The 24,368-nt window shown below is 42.6% G+C and carries 25 protein-coding genes, 1 other RNA gene and 1 pseudogene; 5 read left to right on the top strand and 22 right to left on the bottom strand.

The window, feature by feature from the left end; all coding sequences use genetic code 11:
• Positions 1 to 77: 77 nt before the first annotated feature.
• The 7 genes from VM932_RS09935 to VM932_RS09905 all read right to left on the bottom strand — a co-directional run bounded on the left by VM932_RS09935 (position 78) and on the right by VM932_RS09905 (position 6,424).
• On the bottom strand, positions 78 to 1,082 hold the full coding sequence (locus VM932_RS09935) for an amidohydrolase family protein (RefSeq protein ID WP_326278657.1): 1,005 nt from the start codon (positions 1,080 to 1,082) through the stop codon (positions 78 to 80).
• Between the two features lie 162 nt (positions 1,083 to 1,244).
• Positions 1,245 to 1,787, bottom strand: a complete 543-nt coding sequence (locus VM932_RS09930; protein WP_326278656.1) for a lysophospholipid acyltransferase family protein — start codon at positions 1,785 to 1,787, stop codon at positions 1,245 to 1,247.
• A gap of 33 nt (positions 1,788 to 1,820) precedes the next feature.
• On the bottom strand, positions 1,821 to 2,948 hold the full coding sequence (locus tag VM932_RS09925) for an iron-containing alcohol dehydrogenase family protein (protein ID WP_326278655.1): 1,128 nt from the start codon (positions 2,946 to 2,948) through the stop codon (positions 1,821 to 1,823).
• Entirely contained in the window at positions 2,945 to 3,652 is a 708-nt protein-coding gene (locus VM932_RS09920; protein WP_326278654.1) for an HAD family hydrolase, read from the bottom strand. The genes VM932_RS09925 and VM932_RS09920 overlap by 4 nt, the downstream gene beginning before the upstream one ends.
• Complete coding sequence (gene kdsB / locus VM932_RS09915; protein ID WP_326278790.1) at positions 3,643 to 4,356, bottom strand: 3-deoxy-manno-octulosonate cytidylyltransferase; 714 nt, start codon at positions 4,354 to 4,356, stop codon at positions 3,643 to 3,645. Before kdsB ends, VM932_RS09920 begins: the two co-directional genes overlap by 10 nt.
• 40 nt (positions 4,357 to 4,396) lie before the next feature.
• Positions 4,397 to 4,966, bottom strand: a complete 570-nt coding sequence (locus VM932_RS09910; protein ID WP_428979731.1) for a DUF4126 domain-containing protein — start codon at positions 4,964 to 4,966, stop codon at positions 4,397 to 4,399.
• Positions 4,967 to 4,990: 24 nt separating this feature from the next.
• The gene (locus VM932_RS09905) at positions 4,991 to 6,424 is read right to left on the bottom strand and encodes an ATP-dependent DNA helicase (RefSeq protein WP_326278653.1); all 1,434 of its coding nucleotides are present in this window, start codon (positions 6,422 to 6,424) and stop codon (positions 4,991 to 4,993) included.
• A gap of 107 nt (positions 6,425 to 6,531) precedes the next feature.
• Here VM932_RS09905 and VM932_RS09900 point away from each other — a divergent pair, with 107 nt between their 5' ends.
• From VM932_RS09900 to rsmD, 3 genes are read left to right on the top strand one after another with little or no spacing between them, the layout of a single operon-like run.
• Positions 6,532 to 7,269, top strand: coding sequence for a hypothetical protein (locus VM932_RS09900; protein WP_326278652.1), 738 nt, complete (start codon positions 6,532 to 6,534; stop codon positions 7,267 to 7,269).
• Positions 7,270 to 7,325: 56 nt separating this feature from the next.
• Positions 7,326 to 8,084 carry a DUF3822 family protein gene (locus tag VM932_RS09895; RefSeq protein WP_326278651.1) on the top strand — a complete coding sequence of 253 codons (759 nt, stop codon included), beginning with the start codon at positions 7,326 to 7,328 and terminating at the stop codon, positions 8,082 to 8,084.
• On the top strand, positions 8,084 to 8,623 hold the full coding sequence (gene rsmD, locus VM932_RS09890) for a 16S rRNA (guanine(966)-N(2))-methyltransferase RsmD (protein ID WP_326278650.1): 540 nt from the start codon (positions 8,084 to 8,086) through the stop codon (positions 8,621 to 8,623). Before VM932_RS09895 ends, rsmD begins: the two co-directional genes overlap by 1 nt.
• On the opposite strand, the gene rnpB is transcribed toward rsmD, so the two are convergent.
• An RNA gene (rnpB, locus tag VM932_RS09885) (RNase P RNA component class A) lies at positions 8,619 to 8,971 on the bottom strand. The genes rsmD and rnpB overlap by 5 nt on opposite strands.
• 107 nt (positions 8,972 to 9,078) lie before the next feature.
• On the opposite strand from rnpB, the pseudogene VM932_RS09880 reads away from it, so the two are divergent.
• Positions 9,079 to 10,853: pseudogene (locus VM932_RS09880) on the top strand (DNA polymerase III subunit gamma/tau).
• On the opposite strand, the gene VM932_RS09875 reads toward VM932_RS09880, so the two are convergent.
• From VM932_RS09875 to VM932_RS09845, 7 genes are read right to left on the bottom strand one after another with little or no spacing between them, the layout of a single operon-like run.
• Complete coding sequence (locus tag VM932_RS09875) at positions 10,842 to 11,204, bottom strand: transmembrane 220 family protein (RefSeq protein ID WP_326278649.1); 363 nt, start codon at positions 11,202 to 11,204, stop codon at positions 10,842 to 10,844. The pseudogene VM932_RS09880 and the gene VM932_RS09875 sit on opposite strands and share 12 nt — an antisense overlap.
• 2 nt (positions 11,205 to 11,206) lie before the next feature.
• The gene (locus tag VM932_RS09870) at positions 11,207 to 12,580 is read right to left on the bottom strand and encodes an alkaline phosphatase family protein (protein WP_326278648.1); all 1,374 of its coding nucleotides are present in this window, start codon (positions 12,578 to 12,580) and stop codon (positions 11,207 to 11,209) included.
• The gene (eboE, locus tag VM932_RS09865; RefSeq protein ID WP_326278647.1) at positions 12,577 to 13,767 is read right to left on the bottom strand and encodes a metabolite traffic protein EboE; all 1,191 of its coding nucleotides are present in this window, start codon (positions 13,765 to 13,767) and stop codon (positions 12,577 to 12,579) included. Before eboE ends, VM932_RS09870 begins: the two co-directional genes overlap by 4 nt.
• Positions 13,764 to 14,933 (bottom strand): 3-dehydroquinate synthase, encoded by a 1,170-nt coding sequence (locus tag VM932_RS09860; protein WP_326278646.1) that lies wholly within the window; start codon positions 14,931 to 14,933, stop codon positions 13,764 to 13,766. Before VM932_RS09860 ends, eboE begins: the two co-directional genes overlap by 4 nt.
• 3 nt (positions 14,934 to 14,936) lie before the next feature.
• Positions 14,937 to 15,836: a UbiA-like protein EboC gene (eboC, locus tag VM932_RS09855; protein WP_326278645.1), complete on the bottom strand. Its 900-nt coding sequence runs from the start codon at positions 15,834 to 15,836 to the stop codon at positions 14,937 to 14,939.
• Positions 15,836 to 16,744, bottom strand: a complete 909-nt coding sequence (locus tag VM932_RS09850) for a TatD family hydrolase (protein WP_326278644.1) — start codon at positions 16,742 to 16,744, stop codon at positions 15,836 to 15,838. The genes eboC and VM932_RS09850 overlap by 1 nt, the downstream gene beginning before the upstream one ends.
• Positions 16,745 to 16,748: 4 nt before the next feature.
• Positions 16,749 to 17,594, bottom strand: coding sequence for an EboA domain-containing protein (locus VM932_RS09845; protein WP_326278643.1), 846 nt, complete (start codon positions 17,592 to 17,594; stop codon positions 16,749 to 16,751).
• A gap of 97 nt (positions 17,595 to 17,691) precedes the next feature.
• Here VM932_RS09845 and VM932_RS09840 point away from each other — a divergent pair, with 97 nt between their 5' ends.
• Positions 17,692 to 18,273, top strand: a complete 582-nt coding sequence (locus tag VM932_RS09840) for a MiaE family protein (RefSeq protein ID WP_326278642.1) — start codon at positions 17,692 to 17,694, stop codon at positions 18,271 to 18,273.
• On the opposite strand, the gene ppk1 is transcribed toward VM932_RS09840, so the two are convergent.
• The 7 genes from ppk1 to pyrR form a co-directional block, all read right to left on the bottom strand.
• Positions 18,270 to 20,348 (bottom strand): polyphosphate kinase 1, encoded by a 2,079-nt coding sequence (gene ppk1 / locus VM932_RS09835; protein WP_326278641.1) that lies wholly within the window; start codon positions 20,346 to 20,348, stop codon positions 18,270 to 18,272. The two genes, VM932_RS09840 and ppk1, sit on opposite strands and share 4 nt — an antisense overlap.
• Positions 20,349 to 20,837 carry a SixA phosphatase family protein gene (locus VM932_RS09830; RefSeq protein WP_326278640.1) on the bottom strand — a complete coding sequence of 163 codons (489 nt, stop codon included), beginning with the start codon at positions 20,835 to 20,837 and terminating at the stop codon, positions 20,349 to 20,351. It lies immediately after the preceding gene.
• A 10-nt stretch (positions 20,838 to 20,847) separates the two neighbouring features.
• Positions 20,848 to 21,495 (bottom strand): pyridoxamine 5'-phosphate oxidase, encoded by a 648-nt coding sequence (gene pdxH / locus VM932_RS09825; RefSeq protein ID WP_326278639.1) that lies wholly within the window; start codon positions 21,493 to 21,495, stop codon positions 20,848 to 20,850.
• Between the two features lie 128 nt (positions 21,496 to 21,623).
• Positions 21,624 to 22,532 carry a ribonuclease Z gene (locus VM932_RS09820; RefSeq protein WP_326278638.1) on the bottom strand — a complete coding sequence of 303 codons (909 nt, stop codon included), beginning with the start codon at positions 22,530 to 22,532 and terminating at the stop codon, positions 21,624 to 21,626.
• Complete coding sequence (locus tag VM932_RS09815) at positions 22,529 to 22,861, bottom strand: ribonuclease Z (protein ID WP_326278637.1); 333 nt, start codon at positions 22,859 to 22,861, stop codon at positions 22,529 to 22,531. The genes VM932_RS09820 and VM932_RS09815 overlap by 4 nt, the downstream gene beginning before the upstream one ends.
• 3 nt (positions 22,862 to 22,864) lie before the next feature.
• Positions 22,865 to 23,791: an aspartate carbamoyltransferase catalytic subunit gene (locus tag VM932_RS09810; protein WP_293164964.1), complete on the bottom strand. Its 927-nt coding sequence runs from the start codon at positions 23,789 to 23,791 to the stop codon at positions 22,865 to 22,867.
• A gap of 6 nt (positions 23,792 to 23,797) precedes the next feature.
• A complete protein-coding gene (pyrR, locus tag VM932_RS09805) occupies positions 23,798 to 24,334 on the bottom strand; it encodes a bifunctional pyr operon transcriptional regulator/uracil phosphoribosyltransferase PyrR (protein ID WP_326278636.1) in 537 nt (178 codons plus the stop codon).
• Positions 24,335 to 24,368: the final 34 nt, after the last annotated feature.

Here is a 24,368-nt window from a genome sequence, read left to right as displayed (position 1 = left end):
GAAGCTTCCCTTATTATAAGCAAAAAGGGGGCTTGCCGGTCGGAAGCCCCTTTTTGTTCATTCTCCTTATTTGGTGGTCATTCAAATTTGGAGGCATCCAAATTAAAAAACCGCACTGCGTTGTTAAAGAATATATCTCTTTTCTGCTCCTCGGAAAGATAGTTGGCACTTTCAATCACTTCAATGGAAGTTTCGAGCAATTCCGGCCACATCATTAAATCCGTTCCGTACATAATTCTTTTGGCAAAACCTGCCTGCACCAAGCGTTTTAAATACGTATGGATCTCCTCCAGCGGATACGACCAAATAAAGCCAGCCAAATCCACATAAACATATGCATTGGCACCCATGAGCGCAATCATTTGGTCCGCCATGGGATACCCCGCATGCATTACCCAAATTTTCAGTTTAGGATGTCTTGCCAACATATCTTCCAACAAAAAGGGTTGGCCAAGAGAGGCCCTGTATTCGGGTCGGGTAATATTGGCCATGCCATTGCCCCCTGTTCCCATGTGTATTCCAACAGGGACACCCAATTCTTCGGCCACACCAAAGTATTCATCCAGTGACATATCGCTTGGGGACATTCCTTGGTATTGGGGGGCCACTTCTCCCATTACTTTATAAAAGCCTGAGGACAATGAATCCCTAAATGCTTCAACTGTCATCTCATTGGCATTGCTGATTCCCAGAGATGGAATTATATGATCGGGAGCAGCTTTGTGCCATCTATGGATAACCTTGGCATCCCCACTCACCACCATGGTTACGTTCAATTCTTTGTTTGCCCTAAGAATAGCCGCATCCATTTCGGCATCGCTTCTGGCAGGTTGTAAGGGAGAAATACAATTGGTATTTATAAAAGATGGTGGCTCTTGGTTTGGGCCACTGCCCGGCATATCCTTTAGAAACCATGGACACATAGGCGAGGCATTCGGATTGCCTCCCATGGCGTGCACGTGCACGTCAATAATGGGCAGTCTTTTTTTTGATTCTTGTGCCATTGAAGTATTGGCAAAAGCGAAGCATAAAAAACAACAAAGCGTAGCTTTACCAATACATTGGAAGGTTGATAATTTCATAAATAGTTTGTTAGTTAATAATCAATTCAAGATAATGGTTTTTTAAGCAAAAGAACTTCCATATTATACAATCACACCATTTTTAAAATTTAAGTTGGTATCATAACATGCTTGTTTGTCCGTTTATTTATAACCATCAAAAATATTGGAAAGGGGTGTAATTTAATCAAAGCTGTTTTCGGGCACTTTTCCCCTCACCCCTTTATAAAAGCCTTGAATTTTTTGGAAGTCATTTTCTTGATTGTCCGTAGTGAAAAACGGTTCCCCTATTTTGATTTCTTTTTTGCCAAAATCGAATGCTACCATAACAATGGGAACATTGGCCTTTTTGGCAATGTGGTAAAATCCAGTTCTGAGCTGTTCTACTTTTTTACGGGTGCCCTCTGGGGCCAATGCCAGGCGAAATGTTTTTCTGGAATTGAAAATCTGAACAACAGTATCTACCGTATTGGAATTTTTGGAACGATCTACGGGTGCACCGCCAGTCCACCTAAAAAACCATCCGAACGGGGGCTTAAAAAGACTCTTTTTACCAATGTAGTTGATTTTCTGGTCAACCACTTTCCTAATCAGCAATCCCAAAAAGAAATCCAACCAATGGGTATGGGGAACTACAATGATAACACACTTGTCCACATCGGGAAAAGAGCCGATAAGTTTCCATCCCAACAATTTGAAGTAAATAAACTTGGCCAGTTTACGCATTTATTGTGATGATTGTTCAATTTGGTACAATCCCTATATTTTTTCGTAAAGTGCCTGAAGCCGCTCTGGGGTCATAATGGTTTTCCAGTCCCTCCCCAATGCATTTTCCCATAAAGGCTCCAAGCCCAATGAGATATTCACCATTACATCAAAATCGTTTTGGGTTAGATTGGCACAAATTCCTTTTGGTAATTGAATATTGTGCTTGTCCATCATTTTGTTGAACAATGCTACACCCTCGGGATAAAATTCTTCCAAATGTTGAAACACCAAACAATTTCCGATTCCGTGTTTTACCCCCAAGACGTATGATAAACCATAGCTCATGGCATGTGCCACCCCAACCTGTGAATAAGCGATGCTCATTCCCCCGTGCCAAGATGCCATCATTAATTTATCCCTGGAATCTTCTGCAGGAATATCCCCAAGAAACACCTCTTGGCAAAGTTCCATGGCCTTCTCCCCATAACTCTGGCTAAAGGCATTCAGGTAGGTGCCCGTTAAGGATTCCACACAATGGATAAAGCAATCCATACCGGTATAGAACCATTGGTCTTTGGGAACGGTTTTTGAAAAGTCAGGATCCAAAAGCACTTGATCAAAAGGTGTAAAATCCGAATTGATCCCCAATTTTTTTTCTGGCCCCAGCAATACTGTGGTACGCGACACTTCGGCTCCTGTTCCACTAATTGTGGGGATTCCAACATGGTACAATGCCGGCTTGTTCACCAAATCCCATCCTTGGTAGTCCTTGGCGAGTCCTTTATTGTTCAATAATATGGATACGGCCTTGGCCAAATCCAATAGCGTTCCTCCCCCAATACCTATAATGCCCGATGGAAGCTCGCTGTACTTTTCCCTGATCTGGGCAACAAGCGCATCTACTTGTGCTGTTTTGGGCTCCTCTTCCGCGGAAATAAAAATGACCTCGTCATTGAACATTAAGGGAACCTTTGCCAAAAACTGTTCGTTTTCAAAAAAATCGTCGACCATAAAAATAAAGGGGGACTCCGAGCTTTTTCGCATTGGCAGCAAAATATCGCCCAATTGGGAAAAACTTCCGGCTCCAAAAATAACTTTGGGTACCATGGGAAAGTTCCGGTAGGTGGTTTTATTTGCAGGGTTTATTTTATGCTTTTTCAAATTGCTTTCTATCTTCATTGGTTATTCAAATACTTCAAAATTTCTTTGAGGCCATTAAGTTTTAGATGGTTGTTCACCAGCTCGTCCTCGGAAACCATTTCGTGCGCCCATGTGGTGTGAAATGGAACGTGAACAGCTTGGGCCCCAATATTTAGGATGGGCAATATATCCGATTTTAAGGAATTGCCAATCATCAAAAACTCGCTCACATCTATATTTAAATGTTCGAGTAAATTTTTATAGTTGCTCTCTTTTTTATCGCTCAAAACTTCTACATGGTGAAAATATTTGGAAAGCCCGGATTTTTCCAACTTCCGTTCTTGGTCCAACAGGTCTCCCTTGGTCAGAACGATCAACCTATATTTTCCCACCAATTTGGATAGGACTTCCTCCACCCCGTCGAGCAATTCCACGGGATGGGATATCATTTTCTTGCCCAGGTTCAGTATTTCTCCAATGGTTTCTTGCGAAACCTTATTATTGGAAAGGTCCAAAGCAGATTCTATCATGGAGAGCATAAATCCTTTTATACCATATCCATAAATATCCAAGTTGGCCATTTCTATTTTAAATAGCTCTTGGTCTATCTTATTCTTGGTTTCGTAGCCTTCCAAGAGTGCTGCAAACTTTTCCTCGGTATCCCTAAAATAGGTCTCGTTTACCCAAAGGGTATCGTCTGCATCAAAACCGATTGTTTTTATGTTGGAGAAATCTACTTCCATATTTTTCTGGCTCGTTCTAAATCCTCAGGGGTATCAATTTCGATACCCGTGACATGGGTTTCCACCATTTTTATTTTCCTACCATACTCCAAAAACCGTATGGCCTCTATTTTTTCCTTGGCCTCCAATGGCAACATGGGTAATTTTTTAAAATCCATCAGAGCCCGCTTTCTGAAAACATATACCCCTTTATGCTTGTAGTAGGGGGCCTCCACTTCTTTGTCCCTTGGATAAGGAATCGGGGAACGTGAAAAATAAAGGGCGAAATCTTGATGGTCCACGATAACCTTTACCGTGTTGGGGTTGGATATTTCATCCCAGTCGGTAATCGGTGTCATTAATGATCCCAAATCAATTTCTTTCGCTGTATCATTTTTGAATACGTTGATGATTTTTTCCAAGCTTTCGGCATCAATAAAAGGTTCATCTCCTTGCACATTGATCACAACATCAACATCCATATCTTCCACGGCCTCCGCAATTCGGTCGCTACCGCTTTCATGCGTTGTTTTGCTCATAATCACATTTCCTCCTATCTCTTTGATCACATCGGAGATTATGGGGCTATCGGTGACTACGTACACTTCGTTAAACAGTTTTGTGTTGACGGCTGCTTCATAGGTTCGCACAATCACAGGTTTCCCACCAAGGTCCTGCATCAATTTAGCGGGAAACCTGGAGGCCTGATAGCGGGCGGGAATCATGGAAATTATATTCACTTTATTTCTGTTGCTTGAATGAATGTTATTTTTTGGGTCTGATTTTTCTGTAAATCCTGAATATGACCAATAATATAATGATCACCAGAATGGCTGCAATGGGCGGCACCAAGATGGATGCCGTACTAACGGCCACAGCTGCCCCGGTTTCCACCGTCGATACCAATGGATTGGCCAATCCTCCTGTGGTTCCGGTGGATGTTAACCTACCTGCTGCATTGGCCCCTTTTATGGCTGTTGCCGTTCCTCCCCCTGCAATTATGGCCAGGGACCAAGTGACCACGGGATCCAAATTTGCTGCTGTGGACACCACTACAGCGGTACCTGCTATTCCGGCCAAGGGAATGGCGATACTGTCCAATACATTGTCCACCCAAGGGATGAAATAGGCGAAAATTTCCACAATGGTTGCCACGCCCAAAGTAATGAGGGCGGTTAAACTTCCAATCCATTGCCAGCTATCATTGAGTTCCCAAACACCCAAATATGCGGCAAAACTAAGGGCGAAAAGCGGCAGAAAAACACGGAAGCCTACCGAGGCCGCCAATCCGATTCCAAGGAACAAACTTATTATGGTATCTGGTTCAATATTCATGCTGATGTCTAAAATAGGTTTTTCCTAGTCAAGAAAAAAATCATCCTTAAAACCTATCAAATAGAGTTGCCGCTGCGCCCTTGTAACAGCGGTATACAACCATCTTAAGTAATCCTTGTCCACTCCATTGGGCAAATAGGGTTGTTCCACAAAAACGGTATCCCATTGTCCCCCTTGCGATTTATGGCAGGTAATGGCGTAGGAGAATTTCACCTGAAGTGCGTTAAAAAAACGATTGTTCTTCACCCCTAAAAACTTTCGGTATTTGGATTTTTCGTGGGCGTAGTCTTTCATTACCTCTTGGTAGAGTTTGTTGCCATCTTCATAGGAGAGGGAAGGCGTCACCGCGGTGATCGTATCCAACAACAGAACGGTCTCGAATGGTTTTTGATTGGGGTAATCGACCATCTTAACCTTTACCTCCGCAAACTTAAACCCATAAAGCTCTTTGATGGCAAAGAGTTCCAACACCTCTATAATGTCGCCATTGGCTATAAAACCGGCTTCGGAATTGGGTTTTAGCCAGAAGTAATTGTTCTTTACGACCATCATGTAATCCCCGACCGAAATTTCATTGTCCAAAAAGAGAATGCGTTCACGAATGTTCTGATTGTACAGATTGGCCCTTTTGTTCGAGCGTACAATTATGGCCGTCTGTTCCTTTCCATTTTCACCATAAGATGAATCAATGGCTTCCTGTATTTCGTTACCATCGATTAAACGGACAATGTCCTTGTAATGGGCCAAATCAAATTTAAAGTCCTCAAAAAAATCGGATTGCAATTGCTCCCTAAGGTTGGTCGCATTGTAAAGGATGCCCGAATCATCCGATTGCCGCATTACCTCGTCCAGCTCCAAACATTCCACTTCCTTGTCATAATTCAAGGATAGGCGGTTTTCATCAAGTGCAGGACTCAACTCCAATTTTACGGGCGGTAATTGGGCGGTATCCCCGATCAATATTAATTTACAGTTATGCCCAGAGTGTACATAATACATAAGGTCATCCAAAAGCGAACCATTTTCGAACAGTTTGGAATCCGCGGGCGTATCCGGAATCATGGATGCTTCATCCACTATAAAAACGGTGTTCCGATGCTTGTTCGGAGCCAGGACAAATTGGATTCCCCCACCCGATTGCTTTTTGGGGAAATATATCTTTTTGTGTATGGTAAAGGCTTTATTTCCCGAGTAAACGGACATAACTTTTGCCGCCCTGCCCGTAGGAGCCATCAAAATCGAACTCATTTTAACTTTCCAAAGACTGCTCACCAATGTGGCCACCAATGTCGTTTTTCCCGTTCCAGCGAATCCCTTCAACAGGAATACATTGTCCTTTTTGCCCTCTAAAACAAAGTTAGCCAGCTTATTAAGTGCAAGACCTTGTTTTTGGGTAGGTGCGTGTGGAAATTTTTCAGTTAAAACCTTTAAAAAAGTGGGTGCGTCAAAATCCTTCATGAGTGCTAAATATAGTGGTCTTTTTTAAAGCAAAAAGTTTCCCAATAAAAAAAATATTGTAGATTTGTCTGTAACCACTAAATTAACTTTGAAAGACAGTATCAGATATGTTAAACTTAATTCTTATTGTTGTATTAATATGCCTTGTGACCATAGGGCTTGTTTTCGTTATTGATAGATTTTTACCTCAAAAAGTAAAGCCCGTTTTAATAATTCTATTTGGAATCCTGAGCATTTACCTTGGCTATAAAATATATCATTCCATAAACGCTCCTATTGAGTTTAACAAGGTAAGAAATGAAAGATTCACCAAAGTAATCAACAAGTTAAAGGACATTAGAGACTCGCAAGAAGCTTATAAAACTGTAAACGGAAAGTATGCCAACGATTTTGAAAGCTTGATCAAGTTCATCGACACCGGCAACTATACCATTACCACACAGCGCGACTCCTCTTTTATGAGGTACGACAGGGTATATCAAATTGAAATGCAACAGGACACCATTATCATTGACACTTTGGGTACTGTTAAGGTTAAGGACTCCCTTTTTGGGGCAGATGACCGTTACAAAACAATGATGAACGTACCTTACGCCCAGAACAATGAAAAGTTTGAAATGAAGGCCGACATTATCGACAAAAGTGGTTATAAAGCCCCAGTGTTCGAAGCCAAGGTCAAGAAAAGTGTAGTGCTTTACGATCAGCCAGAAGACTTGGTGGAAAAGGAAAACTCTTACCAGAGTGTTGAAGAAGTTAATGGTTCGGAAATAAAGGTTGGTTCCTTGACCGATGTTAGTACAAATGGAAACTGGCCACCTATATACGATAGGAAAAAGATAAATTAGCTATAGTACCGAACGATACAAATAGTGCCTATAGAAAACTGTCCATTCAAGCCGGCTTGAATGGACTTTCTTTTTGTGCACTGGACACCATTACCAATAAAATCTTAGCTTTTGAAAGGGTGAATTTCCAAACACAGCTCACCCCCTACCTGATGCTAAAGGAGTTAAAAGAAAAACTCAGTAAGCAGGGAGAAATAGAGAGGAACTTTTCCGAGGTTATGGTTATCCACAAAAACAATATGTTCGGTTTGGTGCCAAAGCCGCTTTTTAACAAAGAAGAGCTGCCCAACTACCTAAAATTCAACGCCAAGATAATGGCAAACGACCTTATTGCATACGATGAGGTTCCCAACCAAGAAATTATGAACGTTTACATTCCCTACACCAATGTAAACAACTATATTTTTGAACTTTTTGGAGAGTTTGAATTTAAGCATAGTGGTACCGTTCTTATCAACACCTTGTTGAACCAAAATAGGACTGCTTCGGAACCGATTTGCTATGTACAGGTATCCGAACGCGAGATGGAAATGATGGTGATGTCCGATAAAAAATTGCTCTTCTACAACCAGTTCGAGTACAAGAACAAAGAAGATTTCCTTTACTATCTATTGTTCAGCTTGGAGCAATTACAAATGGATTTGGAAAAAATTCAACTTAAACTCTTCGGAGCTATAGAAGAAGGCGACCCTATCTACGAACTTTGCTACCAATACATTAAAAACGTTTCCGTTTTTGCACCCAGCAATCCTTCCTTCCCTATGGACCAATTGGAAAACGAGAGCATAGACTTTTCCATTTTAAGCTCCCTTTAATGCGCATTATTTCAGGAAAATACAAGGGCAAAAGATTGACTGCCCCAAAAAAACTACCTGTTCGTCCTACAACGGACATGGCCAAGGAAGCCTTGTTCAACATCTTGAACAATCGCTTTTATTTTGACGAGCTCAAAGTGCTGGACCTATTTTCGGGAACAGGGAACATTGGTTTTGAATTTGCTTCGCGGGGTACGCAAAAGATAACAGCCGTAGATGGCCACCAAGGTTGTGTGCGATACATCTCCAAAACGGCACAGCAACTGGATTTTTCCATCAACACGGTAAAATCCGATGTATTCAAGTTTTTGCAAGGAACGCCGGATAAGTTTGACCTTATTTTTGCAGACCCACCTTATGATTTTGATACCGAACAATTTTTGAATATTGCCAATCTGGTGTTTGAACAAGGGTTATTGTTGGATGATGGACTTTTAATCATTGAACATTCCGACCAAACCAATCTATCCGAACATCCCAAATTTTCGGAGCAGCGTAAATATGGTGGTAGTATCTTCAGCTTTTTTGAAGTAAAATAAAAGCAGGCCGTAAGCCGGATTCTGTGCATCCCCGATTAATTTGGGAAACTCCTTATCATTTATCTAGACAAATGGTTGCCCAAGTGTTCCAACCGCCTACCCTCCAACTCGGGCGTGCAGCCCTCAAACATTGGTTTACATGACGTTTCACCGCATAGAGTTTGCCGATTTCACTACAGCCGAACTGTACTTGCTTTCTGTTGCACTGGTCCTCGCCTCACGGCGGACGGGCGTTACCCGCTATGCTGCACTATGGTGTCCGGACTTTCCTCCTTGCCCTGAACTTGATTCAGGATCCCAATGGACGCCGAAACAAGTTCGGCACACGGCGATAAGGTGGCCTGCTATTTGCAAAGGTAATCCAATTGTTAATAAAAAACGGCTTAACTCTGCACAAGCAGGCAACTTTGCCCGTTCCTATTTTTATATTTGTAGTAATTCTATTTTTCCCAGCATTGGAACCATTTATAGTATCAGCGAGAAAATATAGACCCCAAACATTCAAGGATGTAGTGGGCCAATCGTCCATTACCAATACCCTGATGAATGCCATTGAACACAACCATTTGGCACAGGCACTGTTGTTCTGTGGCCCTAGAGGTGTCGGGAAAACCACTTGTGCCCGTATTTTGGCCAAAAAAATAAACCAAGATGGCACAGAAAGGGAAGATGAGGATTTTGCCTTCAATATTTTTGAATTGGATGCAGCCTCCAATAACTCTGTGGACGACATTCGTAGTTTGATAGACCAAGTGCGGATTCCACCTCAAACGGGAAAATACAAAGTGTATATCATCGATGAGGTCCATATGCTCTCCCAATCGGCCTTCAATGCATTTTTGAAGACCTTGGAAGAACCCCCAAAGCACGCCATATTTATTTTGGCCACAACGGAAAAACACAAAATAATCCCGACCATTCTATCCCGTTGCCAAATTTTTGATTTTAAGCGGATCACGGTAAAGGATGCTTCACAATACCTAAAACATATTGCAGAACAACAAGGTATAGAAGCTGAAGAGAGCGCTTTGCACATCATAGCGCAAAAAGCCGATGGTGCCATGAGGGATGCATTGTCCATTTTTGACCGTGTAGTCAGTTTTTCCGGTAAAGAATTGACGAGAAAGGCCGTAACGGAAAACCTCAATGTTCTCGATTACGATATCTATTTCTCGACCACGGATTTGATTCTGGAGAACAACATTCCGGAACTTCTGGTGCTTTTCAACAAAACCCTGTCACTTGGGTTTGATGGCCACCATTTTATTACTGGATTGGCTTCGCACTTTAGGGATTTGATGGTTTGTCAACACCCCGATACCTTAAACCTGTTGGAAGTAGGTGAAGATGTAACGCAACAATACCAGGAACAGGCCAAAAAGGCCTCAAAACAATTTCTATTAAAGGCCATAGACCTCGCAAACGATTGTGATCTGCAGTACAAGACCAGCAAAAATCAGCGATTGCTCGTCGAGCTCACCCTCATGAAATTAGCGTCCATCACTTTCGATGGAGAAAAAAAAAAGCTGATTTCATAATTCCCGCCTCCTTTTTTAAAGGAAAAATCATCGGAACAAACGCTACAAAAGAACCCGAAAACAAGGGAGCTGGCACCGCCCAGGTCCCAAAAGAGGAAGCGCAAATACCAACACCGGCCCCAGAAGCAAAACCGGTAAACAAAGTTCCAGAACCAAAACAAGGGGATAAACAAGTGATAAGCGGACCCAAGGAAACGTATCGGCCCAAAAAAATTGAAATCAAGACTTCAGAAAAGCGGGTTTCCGGACTTTCGTTATCGAGCATTAAGGTCAAAAAAGCGCACGAGAACTCAAAATCGCCGGGCATAGACGAAAAGGACCTGCCCAAAGACGCTTTTGAAGAAAAAGAGATGCAACAACATTGGGATGATTTTGTACATCAACTGGAAAAGCAGGGCCGAAAAATATTGGCGAGCAATCTACAAAGTGATGTACCAAAACTCAAAAACGAGAACACCATTTGGATAGAGCTTCCCAATGGCACAATGAAGAAGGAAATAGAGCGAGAACAAAGTTTGATGCTGGATTACCTGAAACAAAAATTGAACAACTACTCCATTTCTCTTTACATTACCGTGAATGAGGAGGTGGCCAAAAAGTTCGCCTTTACTCCAGAAGAGAAATATGAAAAGTTACGGGAGAAAAACCCAAACTTGGATTTACTCCGTAAAGAGTTCGATCTAGATTTTTGATTTGTTCAGGAAACGGGTTCTCAATCCATATACCAACATCACAACGGCAGCGATCAAAGACCCCAAGGATTCCCTTCCCTCTTCAATATTTACGGTTTTCATGCCCTGGTCCAACCGAACACCTTCATAGGTTTCTGGCCAATACATGAAGAACAGCACCAAAAAGAAAATCGTTAGCAAAAAAAAGATGATAGGCTTAAGCTTCTTCAATAGAAAAAGTATTGATGCCACCGCAGCGGCCAAATAGAACAGTATCCATTTTATGGCATCCGGATCATTGAACTGTACTACTATGGCATAGCCAAACAAAAGCGCAAAAACAACCGCAAAAATTTTGAAAAAGGTTTCCATATCTATTGAATTACATGATTTTTCAGCACTCCGTAAACTTCCGTGGCAAGCAATTCCTGTTGGGGCAGATCACTTTCGCTATTGGTCACTAAAATGGGCCAATCTTCCTTGTCCTCTGGAATTCTTCCGTGGGACCCTTTCACCAATTCAGCCTTTAACGGAATAATGTCCAATACGGTTCTAAAGCCCAGTTTCTTTTTTAAGAGTTTCAACATCACCTTGGGCATAACCAATTTATCCGAAGGGTCGGTAAACATTTCTACGGGGTCATAACCCGGTTTTTTGTGGATGTCCACCATACGGGCATAATCGGGCGCCACGGCCTCATCTTCCCAAAAGTAATAGGTGAACCAACTATCCTTGTCCGCCACTAGCACAAAATCGCCTGCCCGTTCGTGATCTATATAATGGGCATCCCGTTCGTTCTTTGGGATAACTTTTTCAATGCCTGGAATTGTTTTCAAGTATTCATAAAGTTTGTCGTAGTCAACGGAATCTTTTGCATAAACGTGCGCTATTTGATGGTCGGCAACCGCAAAAGCCTTGCTTGCACCTGCATCCAAAAGTTCCAGTCCTCGCTCTACTCTAATACCCAAATACCCTTCTTTTCGTAAGTGTCGGTTAATGTGGATAGGGTTGGACACGTTGGTGATGCCATACTCGGACAACAAAACTATATTGGCCGATTGTGCTTCATAATACTCGACCAAATCCTTGACCACGGCATCAATTTCCCTCAAATCCTTTTGAAGGACATCAAAATTTAATCCGTGTCGCTGCGTGTTATAATCCAAATGGGGCAAATAGACCAATGTCAAGGTTGGATTGTTTTCCTTATCCATTTCCATCGTGGCATCAGCAATCCATCTACTGGATGCTATGGATGTTTTGGGTCCCCAGAATTTAAACAACGGAAATGTTCCCAACTTGTCTTGAAGCATATCCCGCAACTTGGCCGGATAGGTGTATATGTCCGGGATTTTTCTGCCGTCGGCCAGATAATTGGGGCGTGGCGTGGCGCTAAAATCCACAGTGCTGTACATATTGTACCACCAGAACATATTGGCACAGGTGAAGTCTGGGTTTAATGTTTTTAGTTCATCCCAAATCTTGTTTGATTGCACCAAGGGATTTCCCTGCCGCCAAAATTTGACTTCCAATTCTTCCTTAAAGAACCATCCGTTCCCGACAATACCATGTTCTGTTGGCCACTTGCCCGTTAGATAAGTACTTTGTGCCGAACAGGTGACAGCTGGCAAAACTGGTTTTACAACACTGCCCTTCCCTTTTTCCAGAAAAGTTTTTATAAAGGGGGTGTGTTCCCCAATCAATCTATTGGTAAGCCCCACAATGTTGATTACAACGGTCTTCTTCATTTTAATCTTGATTTCATCCAGTCCAGTTCCCGTGCAATGGACTCTGTAATCGGCACTTTGAGTTCATTGGGCAAAACATCCCAGGTATAGGTTTCCACTTCCATGTGATTGCTGACAAAATTGTCCTCCAAATGGTCCAACACCTTCTCAATCTGATCTTGTGTGGATTGAAGCAACCCATAATCCTTTAAAAATATGGGCACGTGAAAATGGGAGCGCAACTCTTTAAAAGGCTTCCTTTTTTCCAAAACAATGGGCAGATCGTTATATGTTTTCACTTTTCCATCCACCATTTCCGTAACCTGATGCAAATACACGGGCTCGTTGAATTGGGCCAAGGTGTTCCACAACTCCTCTTCCCTATCGCTGTCATACATTATTTTGAGGGCGGCACTCACTTGAATCTTACCTACATAAATGTTAGCCGCCTTGAACTTTTCAAAAGTCAAATTTGGCGCTTCGTAGGCCAATGCGAAATGACACACATCATAACATACCGTAATATATCTTTTGATTAGCCCCTCTGTTTTTTCCGCACTGAATTGAAACGGTTCAAAAGCCTTGGTGGCCTCGGGAACCAAATAATCTTGGTAGTAATCCAGTACCTCTTGGGTGTTCTCCAAAAACCCGTCGGGTTCCGGTTCTACATCCAAATGCATGTACCTACCCGTTGCTTTTTCAATTTGGTACAATTCAAGCGCAACCTTGACCATATTTTCCGCTCCTTTGGCAAAGGCCTGTTGCTTTTCTGATTCACCATCAAACCAATGCTTGTAGGAAACGGGCGATGTAGAAATACCACATTCCATGCCTTCCGGTGCCAAAAAGTCCAATTGTTTAAACAATCGTAAGGTATACTCCAACCGCTCATGTGTTGTCCAATCGGGCACATGCACTTGGTCTTTTACGGGCTCACCGTGAAAGTTCCCGTAGGGAAATCCGTTCATCGTAAAAACGTAACAGTCATTTTCGGATAGCCAATCTTTAAAGCCCTGAAGCTGTCCATTGTCCAGTTCCAAACTGGCCGTGTTGCCCAATCGAAGCCCCAGACCAAACGACTTGTTTGGGGAAACGGATTTCTTGATTTTTGGTAAATGTTGCTTTAGGCTGGTAAATGTTTCTTCCCAATCTCCACCGGCGTGGATATTGGTGCAATAGGTCAGATGATATTTATCCTTGATCCTCATAGAGAGTTTTGCGGTTTGTACATAAAGCTTCGCACTGCTTTTTCCATTAATTCATAATCGATACTGTGAACATCGGTTTTGGTCCCTATTTTGGGAATTAAGGGAATGGTGAGTTCGCCTCCCAAATGCTCCCGAAACTCTTCAATCCCGTTAAGGAGTTCTTTGATTTCCGCATCTTTTTCCAAAGGAACCTCCAAGTTAAAGCCTACTTTTCTCATGACCGATAGCACTCGCTCCAAATCATCTTGCAACACACCTACCAAACTGGCGTACACCATGTCTATGGCCATACCTATGGCCACGGCTTCACCGTGTCTGAGGCTGTACCCTGTCATATATTCCAATTTATGGGCCGACCAATGGCCAAAATCCAAAGGTCTGGAAGAACCATTTTCAAAAGGATCACCACCTTTGGCTATATGCTCCATATGCAATTCTGCGCAACGATGGATCAGATAGGCCATGGGCTCCATTTCCCGATTGGCCAGTGCTTCCGCATTGGATTCAATATACTCAAAGAATTGTTTGTCCTTGATCAAGGCCACTTTTATGGCTTCAGCTATCCCCGCCACCCAGTCACGCTGTTCCAAGGTCTTTAGAAATTCCAAGTCGTTGATGATAGCATAGGGAACAGAAAAAGTACCCAGGAAGTTTTTCTTATCAAAAGCATTTACGCTGTTCTTCACCCCCACAGCCGCATCGTTTTGGGCCAAAACGGTGGTTGGAATTCGGATGAGTTGTACCCCCCTATGAGCAATAGTGGCGGCATAACCCACCATATCAACCACTGCCCCACCTCCAATGGCCACTACAAATGAATGTCTGCAAATGGCATTTTCATTGATGGCATCAAGACATTTGTTAACACTGGATTGGTCTTTTTTGCTCTCTTCCCCACCTGGAACGGCAATAAGGTCAGTAAATTGGATTTGCTCCTTAAAGTGATTGCAATAATCTTCGATTTCCTTTCCTAGATTCGGATGATGGTCCAATACTCCTTGATCTAGCACGAAAAGACATTTTACGGCATAATTGGGACGATATTCTGCCAAAATGTTTTTGAACAAAGGGTTCCCTACCGCAAATAAACGCTGGGTAAAAAGCAATTGATATGTATACCGTACTTGAAATTCTTGTCGAATCGTAGGTAGCGTATTTTTATTCATAAGCTAGGTAACTGCAAATTGTTTGGCCAAATACATGGATAATGGCAACAGTAAGAGCGTCAATACTCCAATAATTAGATTGGCATGCGCAACAGCCATAGCGGCATCCAACAATATAATGGACAACACACCGGACTTTACAGCCTTCTTTATATTTTCTGGTGTATTATGTTGATATGCCCTGATCAAAGGTTTGAAAACCATAAAAGCAAAAAGCCCCAAAAACAATAGATACCAAAGGTCGCCATTTGCATACACTTGATGCAAATAAAACACGCCCGACAGCACTGCAACGTACAACAAACCCGCCAGCAGTATATTGCCCTTGTTCTTTCCGTGCACCTCTCCCCTGCTGATCATGGTCACAGCAAAAATAAATACGATGGGAACCAAAACATAGGGCCAGTTTTCCATTGAATTCAGTAAAGATATACCCATTAAAAGGTTAAGTCCCCTACAAATTCCCATATTGAGGGGTCCAATGAAAGCATGGTGCTTTGCAAATTTATCATAGGACAAAATGGCCAAAGCCAAAAAAATGGAAATGATACCACTATTGATATTGACCAAAAAAGCAAAGTAAATCCCCACCAAAAGCAAACCAAAGCCAAATGACCTTGCTTTGCCCAAAGGAACCATCCCACTTGGAATTGGCCTTTCGGGACGCTCCACTTTATCAATTGCAATATCAAAAACATCGTTGAGCACCACACCGCCCGCATACAAAAACACGGAGGCCAATACCAACATGAAAAATGGAAACCAATCCACAGTTGGTATTGCAAATATTCCTATTCCAGCAAATAGGCCCGATATGGACATACCTGCCAAAATATCGGCTGCGGCGGTAGGTAAATTGGGAGGCCTACACAGTTGGAGATATGCCTTTACACGTGGCCCCATTAAACAATTTTATTGTCCTCTACCTTTGGCTCCTGACCGCGCAAAACACTATTGTCATTAAACAGCTTTCGTTGGTCAATAGCCTCTGGATTCAACCAGTGTTCCTCTTTCATTTTTCCGGATCTTCCAAAAAAGTCCAAAGCATTTTGGTAGCACGTCTTTACCACGTCTTCACGAGCAATTCCGTTTTGCAACATCAGGTTTGCCGTTTTTGGAACGGCCAATGGATCGCTCACGCCCCAATCGGCAGAGCTATCCACGATAATATTGTCACTGCCGAACTTTTTCACCACTTCCACCATACGTTGGTTGCCCATTTTTGTTTTGGGGTAAATGGTAAATGCAGCGGTAAACCCTCGGTCCAGTACATCTTTGACCGTTTCTTCGTTGTTGTGATCTATCACCACCATTCCCGGGTCTATGCCATGCTCCAAACAGACTTCCATACTTTTAATGGTTCCTGCTTTTTTATCCCTGTGCGGGGTATGTACTTGGACCATCATGTTAAAGGCCTTGGCCAATTCCAATTGTTCCCGAAAAAAACGGTCTTCGGCCTCGGTTTGGTCATCGTAACCGATCTCGCCAATGGCCACCACATTTTCTTTGTGCAGATACAGGGGCAACAATTCCATCACCTCTTCGGCCAAGGGCACATTGTTGGCCTCTTTTGAGTTCAGTCCTATAGTGCAATAGTGTTTTATCCCAAACTGTGAGGCCCTGAACGGCTCCCAACCCACAAGACTGCTAAAATAGTCTTGAAATGAGCCTACCTGGGTCCTAGGCTGGCCCAACCAAAAAGATGGCTCTATCAGAGCAACAACCCCAGCCGCTGCCATAGCCTCATAATCATCCGTGGTTCTGGATGTCATATGAACGTGTGGATCTATTATCATTAAGGTATCATCCATGATCTTATAAATTTTTCCAGGTTATATTACCCTTCTCTACTTTTTGTAGGTGGGTATCATAGGTTTTGAGTAATTTTTTCGCTTCATCAGAGTTTGAATGGAAACAAACCAAGGTCGCTGCCTTTTGCTCCCTTTCCGTATCACTTTTAAATAAGCGCTCAATGTCATCAATTAGATTACCTTCCAGAAAATTGGATACGGGTCTCCAAAACATAGGCTCCACATCTCTTGATGCCGCCCATCTTTCGTGTGCATAATCGGAGATGATGCGCGCCAAATCCTTATTGGCCATTTTCTCTATTTCGGGTATCTTTTTCAAATCTTGCTGCATAAAGGCAGCCTTAAGGTACATTTGGTTCCACTCCGCCGTAGTAAAATATTGGGCCGAATATGGGTTATATTGGGATATCGCATTAAAAACCGTAGCAATATTGGTCCTTAACGCCTCTACGGCTGCAAAATTGAAATTCTTTGGTTCTGGCAAGAAAACCAAATATTTTAAAAAGGTTTCCAATTCGGTTTTATCAGCAACCTGAATCAATTGCTGCACGGGTTTTAAAAACTCATCCCCTGCTTCGAGGGCAGAAGAAAGTATAAAAACCCTGGAAATCTCCAAGGTGGATGCCTTTTGTGTTTCCAAGTACGTTTTCCATGCAAAATCCTGAGTACCAAAATCGGCAATGGGCGTATTTTGGATTTTGGAGGTGCACAGACTGTAGGTCATGTACAGATCCTTTTTGCTTTTTGCTTCAGAAATTTGTGCTACAGCATCAATTAACCATTGAAATTCAGAATTATTTAAATTTAATTGCAGAATATCGGAGAGATAATCTTTAGAGGTTTTGGCCATAAGATATAGACTAGAATCTGTTGGTTTTACAAATATAACTAGGGCACGGCGAATTTATTTAATCCTGTCGGATTATCTTTGCGGAAAAATACACATCATGCTAGGCCTAAAATTACCAACTGACCCAAGATGGGTAAACATTGTTGAAAAGAACATCGAAGAGATTCTGACGGATCATGCGTATTGCGAGCAAAAAGCAGCCAGTACTGCCATTTCGTTGATCATTGGTTTTCCGGAAAAGTCGGAATTGGTAAAGGAAATGACCGCTCTTGCCCGTGAGGAAATGGGTCATTTTAACATGGTGCACGATAAAATAGTAAAGCGCGGCTGGGTCTTGGGCCGCGAACGCAAGGATGAATATGTCATCGAGTTGATGAAATTCTTCCCAAAAGGCGGCAGCAGGGAAACCCACTTGGTCCACAAACTTTTGTATGCTGCCCTTATCGAGGCAAGAAGCTGCGAACGCTTTAGATTGCTATCAGAAGAAATAGCCGACGAAGAGTTGTCCGAGTTCTACCGGAACCTAATGGTCAGCGAAGCCAACCATTACACCATGTTCCTCAAGTTTGCCCGCAAATACGGCAAAAAAGGGGAGGTGGACCAAAAATGGGAAGCCCTCTTGGAGTACGAGGCACAATTAATGAAAGACCTCGGCAAAAAGGGGACCATGCACGGTTAGGATTCCAATTTCCTTTTGTAATAATTGTACATTTCAACCTGCGATCGCAGTTCGGCTTCCCCTTTGGCACGTTTTCTATAGGCATTGTCCTGTTTTGCGGAAAACACCCGTGCCTTGGAGTTATCTTTCCAAGAAATATCAAACGTATCCAACAGTTCCTGTCTAATATCGGGGTCGTAAATGGGACAGCCCACCTCTACCCTAAAGTCCAGGTTGCGCGTCATCCAATCTGCGGATGAAATATAGATTTTTGGGTCACCATCATTGCCAAAAATGAACAATCTGGGGTGTTCCAAAAACTTGTCCACCACACTTATGGCTTCAATATTTTCGCTCATGCCCTCTACACCGGGTATAAGACAGCATATTCCCCGAACAATCATCTGTATCTTAACTCCTGCCCTACTGGCCTCATACAGTTTATCCACCATTAGATAAGAGGTAAGGCTATTCATCTTTATTTTGATGTAAGCCTCTTTCCCTGCCTTGGCAAAGGCGATTTCCTTATCGATCATCTTCATAAAGGATGACTTGGTGTAATGGGGCGATACAATAAGATGTTTGTATTTATTGATTTTATAATTGGTCTCGAAGAAGCCGAATACCTTGTTCATATCCTTTAAGATACCTTGATGGGCCGTAAACAAGGTATAATCAGTATAAATTTTTGCTGTGGACTCGTTAAAGTTACCGGTACTGATAAAGCCGTACCTTTTGATACCCTCATTTTCTTCGCGCTCCACAAGGCAAATCTTGCTGTGTACTTTTAGTCCAGGTACGCCAAAGATTAATTTTACGCCTTCATCTTGCAAAAAGTTGGCGTATTCAATATTGTTCTGCTCATCGAATCGGGCCTGCAACTCTATCTGTACGGTTACCTGTTTTCCGTTTTTAACGGCGTTGACCAAAGCATTTGCAATTTGGCTATCGCTCTCCGCCAACCTATATATGGTGATTTTTATGCTACGCACCTGTGGGTCCAGGGCAGCCTCCCTCAAAAACTTGGTCACATAGCTAAAGGTATGGTATGGGGCATAGATCATATAGTCCTTATGGGCAATCATATCCAACAAACTCCCTTTCATGCTCAAGCCTTTAACGGGCAAGGGCTCTATCTTATCGTACATAAGGTCCTGGCGCCCCAAACTGGGGAAACCCATATAATCCCTTCGGTTATGGTAACGGCCACCGGGAATCACACTATCGGTGCCCATAATATCCATTTTTTCCTTCAGGAACTGGAGGGTGTCCTTGTCTATGCTCTTGTCATATACAAAGCGTACGGGATCGCTGATTTTCCGATGCTCCACACTGGAAGAAATCTTTTCAATAAAACTTTTGCTCAGATCGTTGTCTATATCCAATTCCGCATCGCGGGTAATCTTGATCATGTGGGCCGAAATGGACTCGAACTCGAACATGGTAAACACGCTGTCCAAGCAAAAGCGGATCAAGTCATCCAATATGATGACGTAGTTCTTCTCCCCTTCTTTTGGCAATACCACAAAGCGGTCTATTCCCTTCGGGATCTCTATCAAGGCATACCTGTTGTGCTTTCCTTTGCCCGAACCGTTCTTCATCACCACCTTAACGGCCAAATAGGCAGCGGTGTCCTTCAGGAGCGGAAACTCGGTAAGGTCGTTCAGGATAATGGTCATCAACTCCTGGTTCACCTTTTTAAAGAAATAATCCCGAATGAACTCTGCCTGACTTTCATTGACCTCGGTCTCCCTGATGATAAAAATATTTTCCTCACGAAGTTCCCTATCAATTTGTTGAAAAATTTCAAGGCTACGGGTCTGCTGATCAATCACGATTTTGGTGATTTCCTCCAGCAAATCCTTGGCCCTTTCTCCGCCCAAAACACTTTTACCCGTTTTTCCGGCATCCACAATACGTTTTACCGTGGCATATCGCACCTTAAAAAATTCATCCAAGTTGTTACTGAAAATCCCTAAAAACCGTAACCGGTCGATCAATGGCACCCTATGATCTTTACTCTCTTGCAGTACCCTGGCATTAAATTGCAACCAACTGATTTCCCTGTTTATATATTCGTTCTTTGTTTTTACCATCTATTTTTTCAAGTGTTTTGGAAAGACCATTTGCTCTGTGGTTCCCTCGGATATTTTGGACCAATCGTCCACACCAAATGTAATGTGTACAAGTCCAGCTGTGGGAACGTTCTCAATATACTGATCTCCCCAAGTATTTGCAAGCGAGGTAAAGGCATAATTGTGACCAAAGATGGCCACTGTATTCAAATTATTGTCCAAATGCCGGACAAATTGCTGTACGCTATTGCCCGAAAAATCGTAAAGCATATCGTTGACCTTGAATCCCGACAGGCCAAATTCCAGATTTCTTACAAAGATCATACTGGTATGTAAAGCACGATTGGCTGGGCTTGAATAAATAAAGTCTATTGAAGGGGCATGCAAAGCAAAGGTTTGGGAAACCAAATGGGCATCGTTTATTCCTCTTTGCTTTAAAGGTCTGTCCTTATCGGAGACATCGTAATCCCATGAGGATTTCCCATGTCGCATCAGTATCAATTGTTTCATCTTCTAGGGGTTAGGGGGCCAATCGCTCAATTTTCCAATCAAAATCTTCCTGGAGGGAGTATCGTATCCGATCGTGCAATCGGTTAGGGCGACCTTGCCAAAATTCCATGGAAATGGGACGAACCAAATATCCTCCCCAATGCTCGGGCCTGGGCACTTCCTTGCTTTTATATTGCTGTTCGAGCTGCTTCAACTTATCCTCCAAATATTCACGGGACGGAACTACCTCGCTTTGGTCAGAAACAATGGCACCTAGTTTACTGCCATGTGGGCGGGATTCGAAGTATCCATCGGAAAGATTTTCGACTATTTTTTCCGCGGTACCCTTTATAATGACCTGACGTTCCATATTGGGCCAAAAAAAAGATAGGCAAACCGATGGATTTGCTGCAATGGCCCTTCCCTTTTCACTTTGATAATTGGTATAAAAAATAAAGCCTTCAAAAGTGAATTTTTTCATTAAAACCACCCTGCTTTTTGGAAATCCATCCAATCCAATGGTAGAAATCGTCATGGCGTTTGGTTCGTCTACCCCTTCTGAGGCTTCTACCTCATAAAACCACTTTTGAAATTGCTCCAGCGGGTTTTCCTTTATGGAAGCTTCGGTCAGCTCACTTTTTTCGTAAGTTTTTCTATAATCACCAAGGTCTTTTTGCATGACGTGAAGTTCGGGAAATTTACCTTGATTGCAAAGCTTGGAATTACATTTCGATTTACAATTAACTAGGAACAACGACAAAAAATGGATTTCCCGTCGCTTGGCTCGCTCGACACGGTACAAACAGATTATTTGAAATCAAAAACTTTACCATCGTCGGCTAGGTCCACCACTGGAAAAACATCATTGGCTTCTTTTTTAAATAGTTCGATGGATTTGTAGCGCGTGGAATAGTGGCCCAATATCAGCAATTTGGCATTGGCCTTTTTGGCGATTTGTGCAGCTTGCTTGGATGTGCTATGTTTTGTTTTTTCGCAAAGGTGTTCCTCGGATTCCAAAAAAGTGGATTCGTGATACAGCACCGTCACATCTTTAATAATGGGCACAATGGCCTCATTATAGACCGTATCGCTACAAAAAGCGTAGCTTTTGGGTTCCGGTGGGTCCAAAGTGAGTTTTTTATTGGACACCAGATTGCCCGATGCATCAATACCATCCTTTCCTTTTTTAATATTGTTGAACTGACTCTTATCTATGCCGTACTTTCTGGCCGCTTCAATGTTGAGGGTCCTCGGGGATTCCTTCTCTTGAAACAAAAAACCATTGGTGTATACCCTATGGATCAACGGAACTGTTCGGACGGTGACTTTTTCATCCTCAAAAACCAGTTCGGATTCTTTGGATTCCAATTCGTGGAATATCAACGGGTAATCGGTCCAAGAATCACCCAATTTTAGAAATAGGGTGATGGCCTGTTTGATCCCTTTTGGGCCGTATATGTGCAGTTCTTTGTCCCTGCCCAACAACCTAAAGGTTGAAATCAAACCGGGAAGACCAAAAAAATGGTCCCCATGGAGATGCGATATAAAAATGTGGTTGATCCTGGAAAACTTGACCTTGTATTTTCTCAACTGCACTTGGGTTCCCTCACCGCAATCGATCAAAAACAGATGGTTCTTTATTTCGAGTACCTGCGAAGTAGGGTTGGTAAATGTTCGTGGCGTAGCGGCATAGCACCCAAGTACGGTCAATTTCATATACCCAGGTCGCGTTCTATTTCTTCCATTTCGATAAGGTCCTTGGCCTCTTGTAGGGTAGGCACCACGCTTATCTCTTCAGGAATCTCGTCGTAGTTTAACTTATCGGTCACCAAAACAAATGACCTGCCAGCACCTTTGTGGGTGTTCGAAATGTCCAAAAACTCCAATAAATCGGCAATTTTTAAGGTATTGAAAGAAAAAAGGTTGACAACAATATTGTCGTGCTTGAGTTTTGGGTATGCTTTGTTGAGGTTTTCCAAAAAACCGCTTAAGGTGGTCTTTTCCTGAAAAACAATCGTTGTTGTTCCGTCTTTGTCGAAAATCATCTTTTACTTAATTTTTGATGCCAATAGGTAAAGTACTGCCATACGTACTGCCACTCCGTTTTCTACCTGATGTAAAATAATGGATTGGTCGGAGTCCGCTACATCACTGGTTATTTCCACACCGCGGTTTATAGGGCCGGGGTGCATGATCACAATTTGTTTGTCCAAACTGTCCAACAGTCCCTTATTGACCCCGAATTGTTGCGTGTATTCACGAGTGGATGGGAAATAACTGATATCCATACGTTCGTTCTGAACACGGAGCATATTGGCCACATCGCACCATTCCAAGGCCTTTTTTAGGTTGGTCTCCACCCCTACTCCCAGAGATTCTATATGTTTGGGAATAAGTGTTTTTGGTCCACAGACTTTTACGTTGGCCCCTTGTAGTTTTAAGGCAAAAATATTGGACAACGCTACCCTTGAGTGAAGGATATCACCAACTATTACCACATTTTTACCTCCCACATCACCTAACTTTTCGCGGATGGAATAAGAATCCAAGAGTGCTTGCGTGGGATGCTCGTGGGCACCATCACCAGCATTTACGATAGCCGCTTTTACGTGTTTTGACAAGAAAATGCCCGCTCCTGGATTGGGGTGCCGCATCACTACCATATCCACTTTCATGGACAGGATGTTATTCACGGTATCGATGAGGGTCTCCCCTTTTTTTACGGATGATTGTCCTGCGGAAAAATTGACCACATCGGCAGAAAGTCGCTTTTCGGCCAGCTCAAAAGATAGCTTTGTACGGGTACTGTTCTCAAAAAAGATGTTGGCTATGGTAATATCACGAAGTGTGGGCACTTTTTTAATGGAACGATTGATCACTTCCTTAAAATGATCGGCCGTTTCAAATATGAGCGATATATCCTTTTTGTTCAGATATTTGATTCCCAACAAATGGTTTACACTTAATTCGCTCATTCCCTTTTATTTGCTTACTAAATATACTTTATCCTCACCGTCGTTCTCTTCCCACATCACCTTTACTTTTTCTCTATTGATGGCATCCACCTGCCTGCCCCTATACGTTGGTTGTATGGGCAAATGTCTGCTAAAACGCCTATCTATCAACGTCAATAGTTCGATGTTGCTTGGTCTTCCAAAGGATTGGATGGCCGTTAGTGCCGCCCTGATGCTTCTTCCGGTATAGAGCACATCATCAATGAACACCACTTTTTTATCCTCCACCAAAAAATCCATTTGTGTGGAATTGGCTTTTAGGATTTCTCCACGTCCAAAATCGTCCCTAAAAAATGTGATGTCCAAGAAACCAAGGTCAATATGTTTGATCTTGTATTCTTTTTTGAGAATCTTTACCAACCTTTCTGCCAAAAAAACGCCTCTGGGCTGGATACCGATCAATGCGGTATCGGTAAAATCCAAATGGTTTTCCATTAGCTGACAGGCCAACCGGTGCAGTATGATGTTAATTTCCTTTGAAGTAAGCAGAACTTTTTGACTCATATGCTATGTGCGACCAACTCGGTTGAATACAAAA

This window comes from Flagellimonas halotolerans, from assembly GCF_035818535.1.
Classification (GTDB): domain Bacteria; phylum Bacteroidota; class Bacteroidia; order Flavobacteriales; family Flavobacteriaceae; genus Flagellimonas; species Flagellimonas halotolerans.
The sequence above is the reverse complement of the archived record's forward strand: the minus strand, read 5'-3'. Positions and strand labels throughout refer to the sequence as shown.

What these genes read in the sequence shown, in the direction of transcription:
- VM932_RS09905 (WP_326278653.1), bottom strand. Translation starts at nt 6,424, where the DNA reads ATGAAGGATTTTGACGCACCCACTTTTTTAAAGGTTTTAACTGAAAAA.
- VM932_RS09830 (WP_326278640.1), bottom strand. Translation starts at nt 20,837, where the DNA reads ATGAAACAATTGATACTGATGCGACATGGGAAATCCTCATGGGATTAC.
- VM932_RS09810 (WP_293164964.1), bottom strand. Translation starts at nt 23,791, where the DNA reads ATGAGCGAATTAAGTGTAAACCATTTGTTGGGAATCAAATATCTGAAC.
- VM932_RS09910 (WP_428979731.1), bottom strand. Translation starts at nt 4,966, where the DNA reads ATGAATATTGAACCAGATACCATAATAAGTTTGTTCCTTGGAATCGGA.
- VM932_RS09820 (WP_326278638.1), bottom strand. Translation starts at nt 22,532, where the DNA reads ATGAAATTGACCGTACTTGGGTGCTATGCCGCTACGCCACGAACATTT.
- ppk1 (WP_326278641.1), bottom strand. Translation starts at nt 20,348, where the DNA reads ATGGTAAAAACAAAGAACGAATATATAAACAGGGAAATCAGTTGGTTG.
- VM932_RS09925 (WP_326278655.1), bottom strand. Translation starts at nt 2,948, where the DNA reads ATGAAGATAGAAAGCAATTTGAAAAAGCATAAAATAAACCCTGCAAAT.
- eboE (WP_326278647.1), bottom strand. Translation starts at nt 13,767, where the DNA reads ATGAGGATCAAGGATAAATATCATCTGACCTATTGCACCAATATCCAC.
- pyrR (WP_326278636.1), bottom strand. Translation starts at nt 24,334, where the DNA reads ATGAGTCAAAAAGTTCTGCTTACTTCAAAGGAAATTAACATCATACTG.
- VM932_RS09870 (WP_326278648.1), bottom strand. Translation starts at nt 12,580, where the DNA reads ATGAAGAAGACCGTTGTAATCAACATTGTGGGGCTTACCAATAGATTG.
- VM932_RS09920 (WP_326278654.1), bottom strand. Translation starts at nt 3,652, where the DNA reads ATGGAAGTAGATTTCTCCAACATAAAAACAATCGGTTTTGATGCAGAC.
- VM932_RS09845 (WP_326278643.1), bottom strand. Translation starts at nt 17,594, where the DNA reads ATGGCCAAAACCTCTAAAGATTATCTCTCCGATATTCTGCAATTAAAT.
- eboC (WP_326278645.1), bottom strand. Translation starts at nt 15,836, where the DNA reads ATGGGGCCACGTGTAAAGGCATATCTCCAACTGTGTAGGCCTCCCAAT.
- pdxH (WP_326278639.1), bottom strand. Translation starts at nt 21,495, where the DNA reads ATGCAAAAAGACCTTGGTGATTATAGAAAAACTTACGAAAAAAGTGAG.
- VM932_RS09840 (WP_326278642.1), top strand. Translation starts at nt 17,692, where the DNA reads ATGCTAGGCCTAAAATTACCAACTGACCCAAGATGGGTAAACATTGTT.
- VM932_RS09875 (WP_326278649.1), bottom strand. Translation starts at nt 11,204, where the DNA reads ATGGAAACCTTTTTCAAAATTTTTGCGGTTGTTTTTGCGCTTTTGTTT.
- VM932_RS09860 (WP_326278646.1), bottom strand. Translation starts at nt 14,933, where the DNA reads ATGAATAAAAATACGCTACCTACGATTCGACAAGAATTTCAAGTACGG.
- kdsB (WP_326278790.1), bottom strand. Translation starts at nt 4,356, where the DNA reads ATGATTCCCGCCCGCTATCAGGCCTCCAGGTTTCCCGCTAAATTGATG.
- VM932_RS09850 (WP_326278644.1), bottom strand. Translation starts at nt 16,744, where the DNA reads ATGGATGATACCTTAATGATAATAGATCCACACGTTCATATGACATCC.
- rsmD (WP_326278650.1), top strand. Translation starts at nt 8,084, where the DNA reads ATGCGCATTATTTCAGGAAAATACAAGGGCAAAAGATTGACTGCCCCA.
- VM932_RS09935 (WP_326278657.1), bottom strand. Translation starts at nt 1,082, where the DNA reads ATGAAATTATCAACCTTCCAATGTATTGGTAAAGCTACGCTTTGTTGT.
- VM932_RS09930 (WP_326278656.1), bottom strand. Translation starts at nt 1,787, where the DNA reads ATGCGTAAACTGGCCAAGTTTATTTACTTCAAATTGTTGGGATGGAAA.
- VM932_RS09900 (WP_326278652.1), top strand. Translation starts at nt 6,532, where the DNA reads ATGTTAAACTTAATTCTTATTGTTGTATTAATATGCCTTGTGACCATA.
- VM932_RS09815 (WP_326278637.1), bottom strand. Translation starts at nt 22,861, where the DNA reads ATGATTTTCGACAAAGACGGAACAACAACGATTGTTTTTCAGGAAAAG.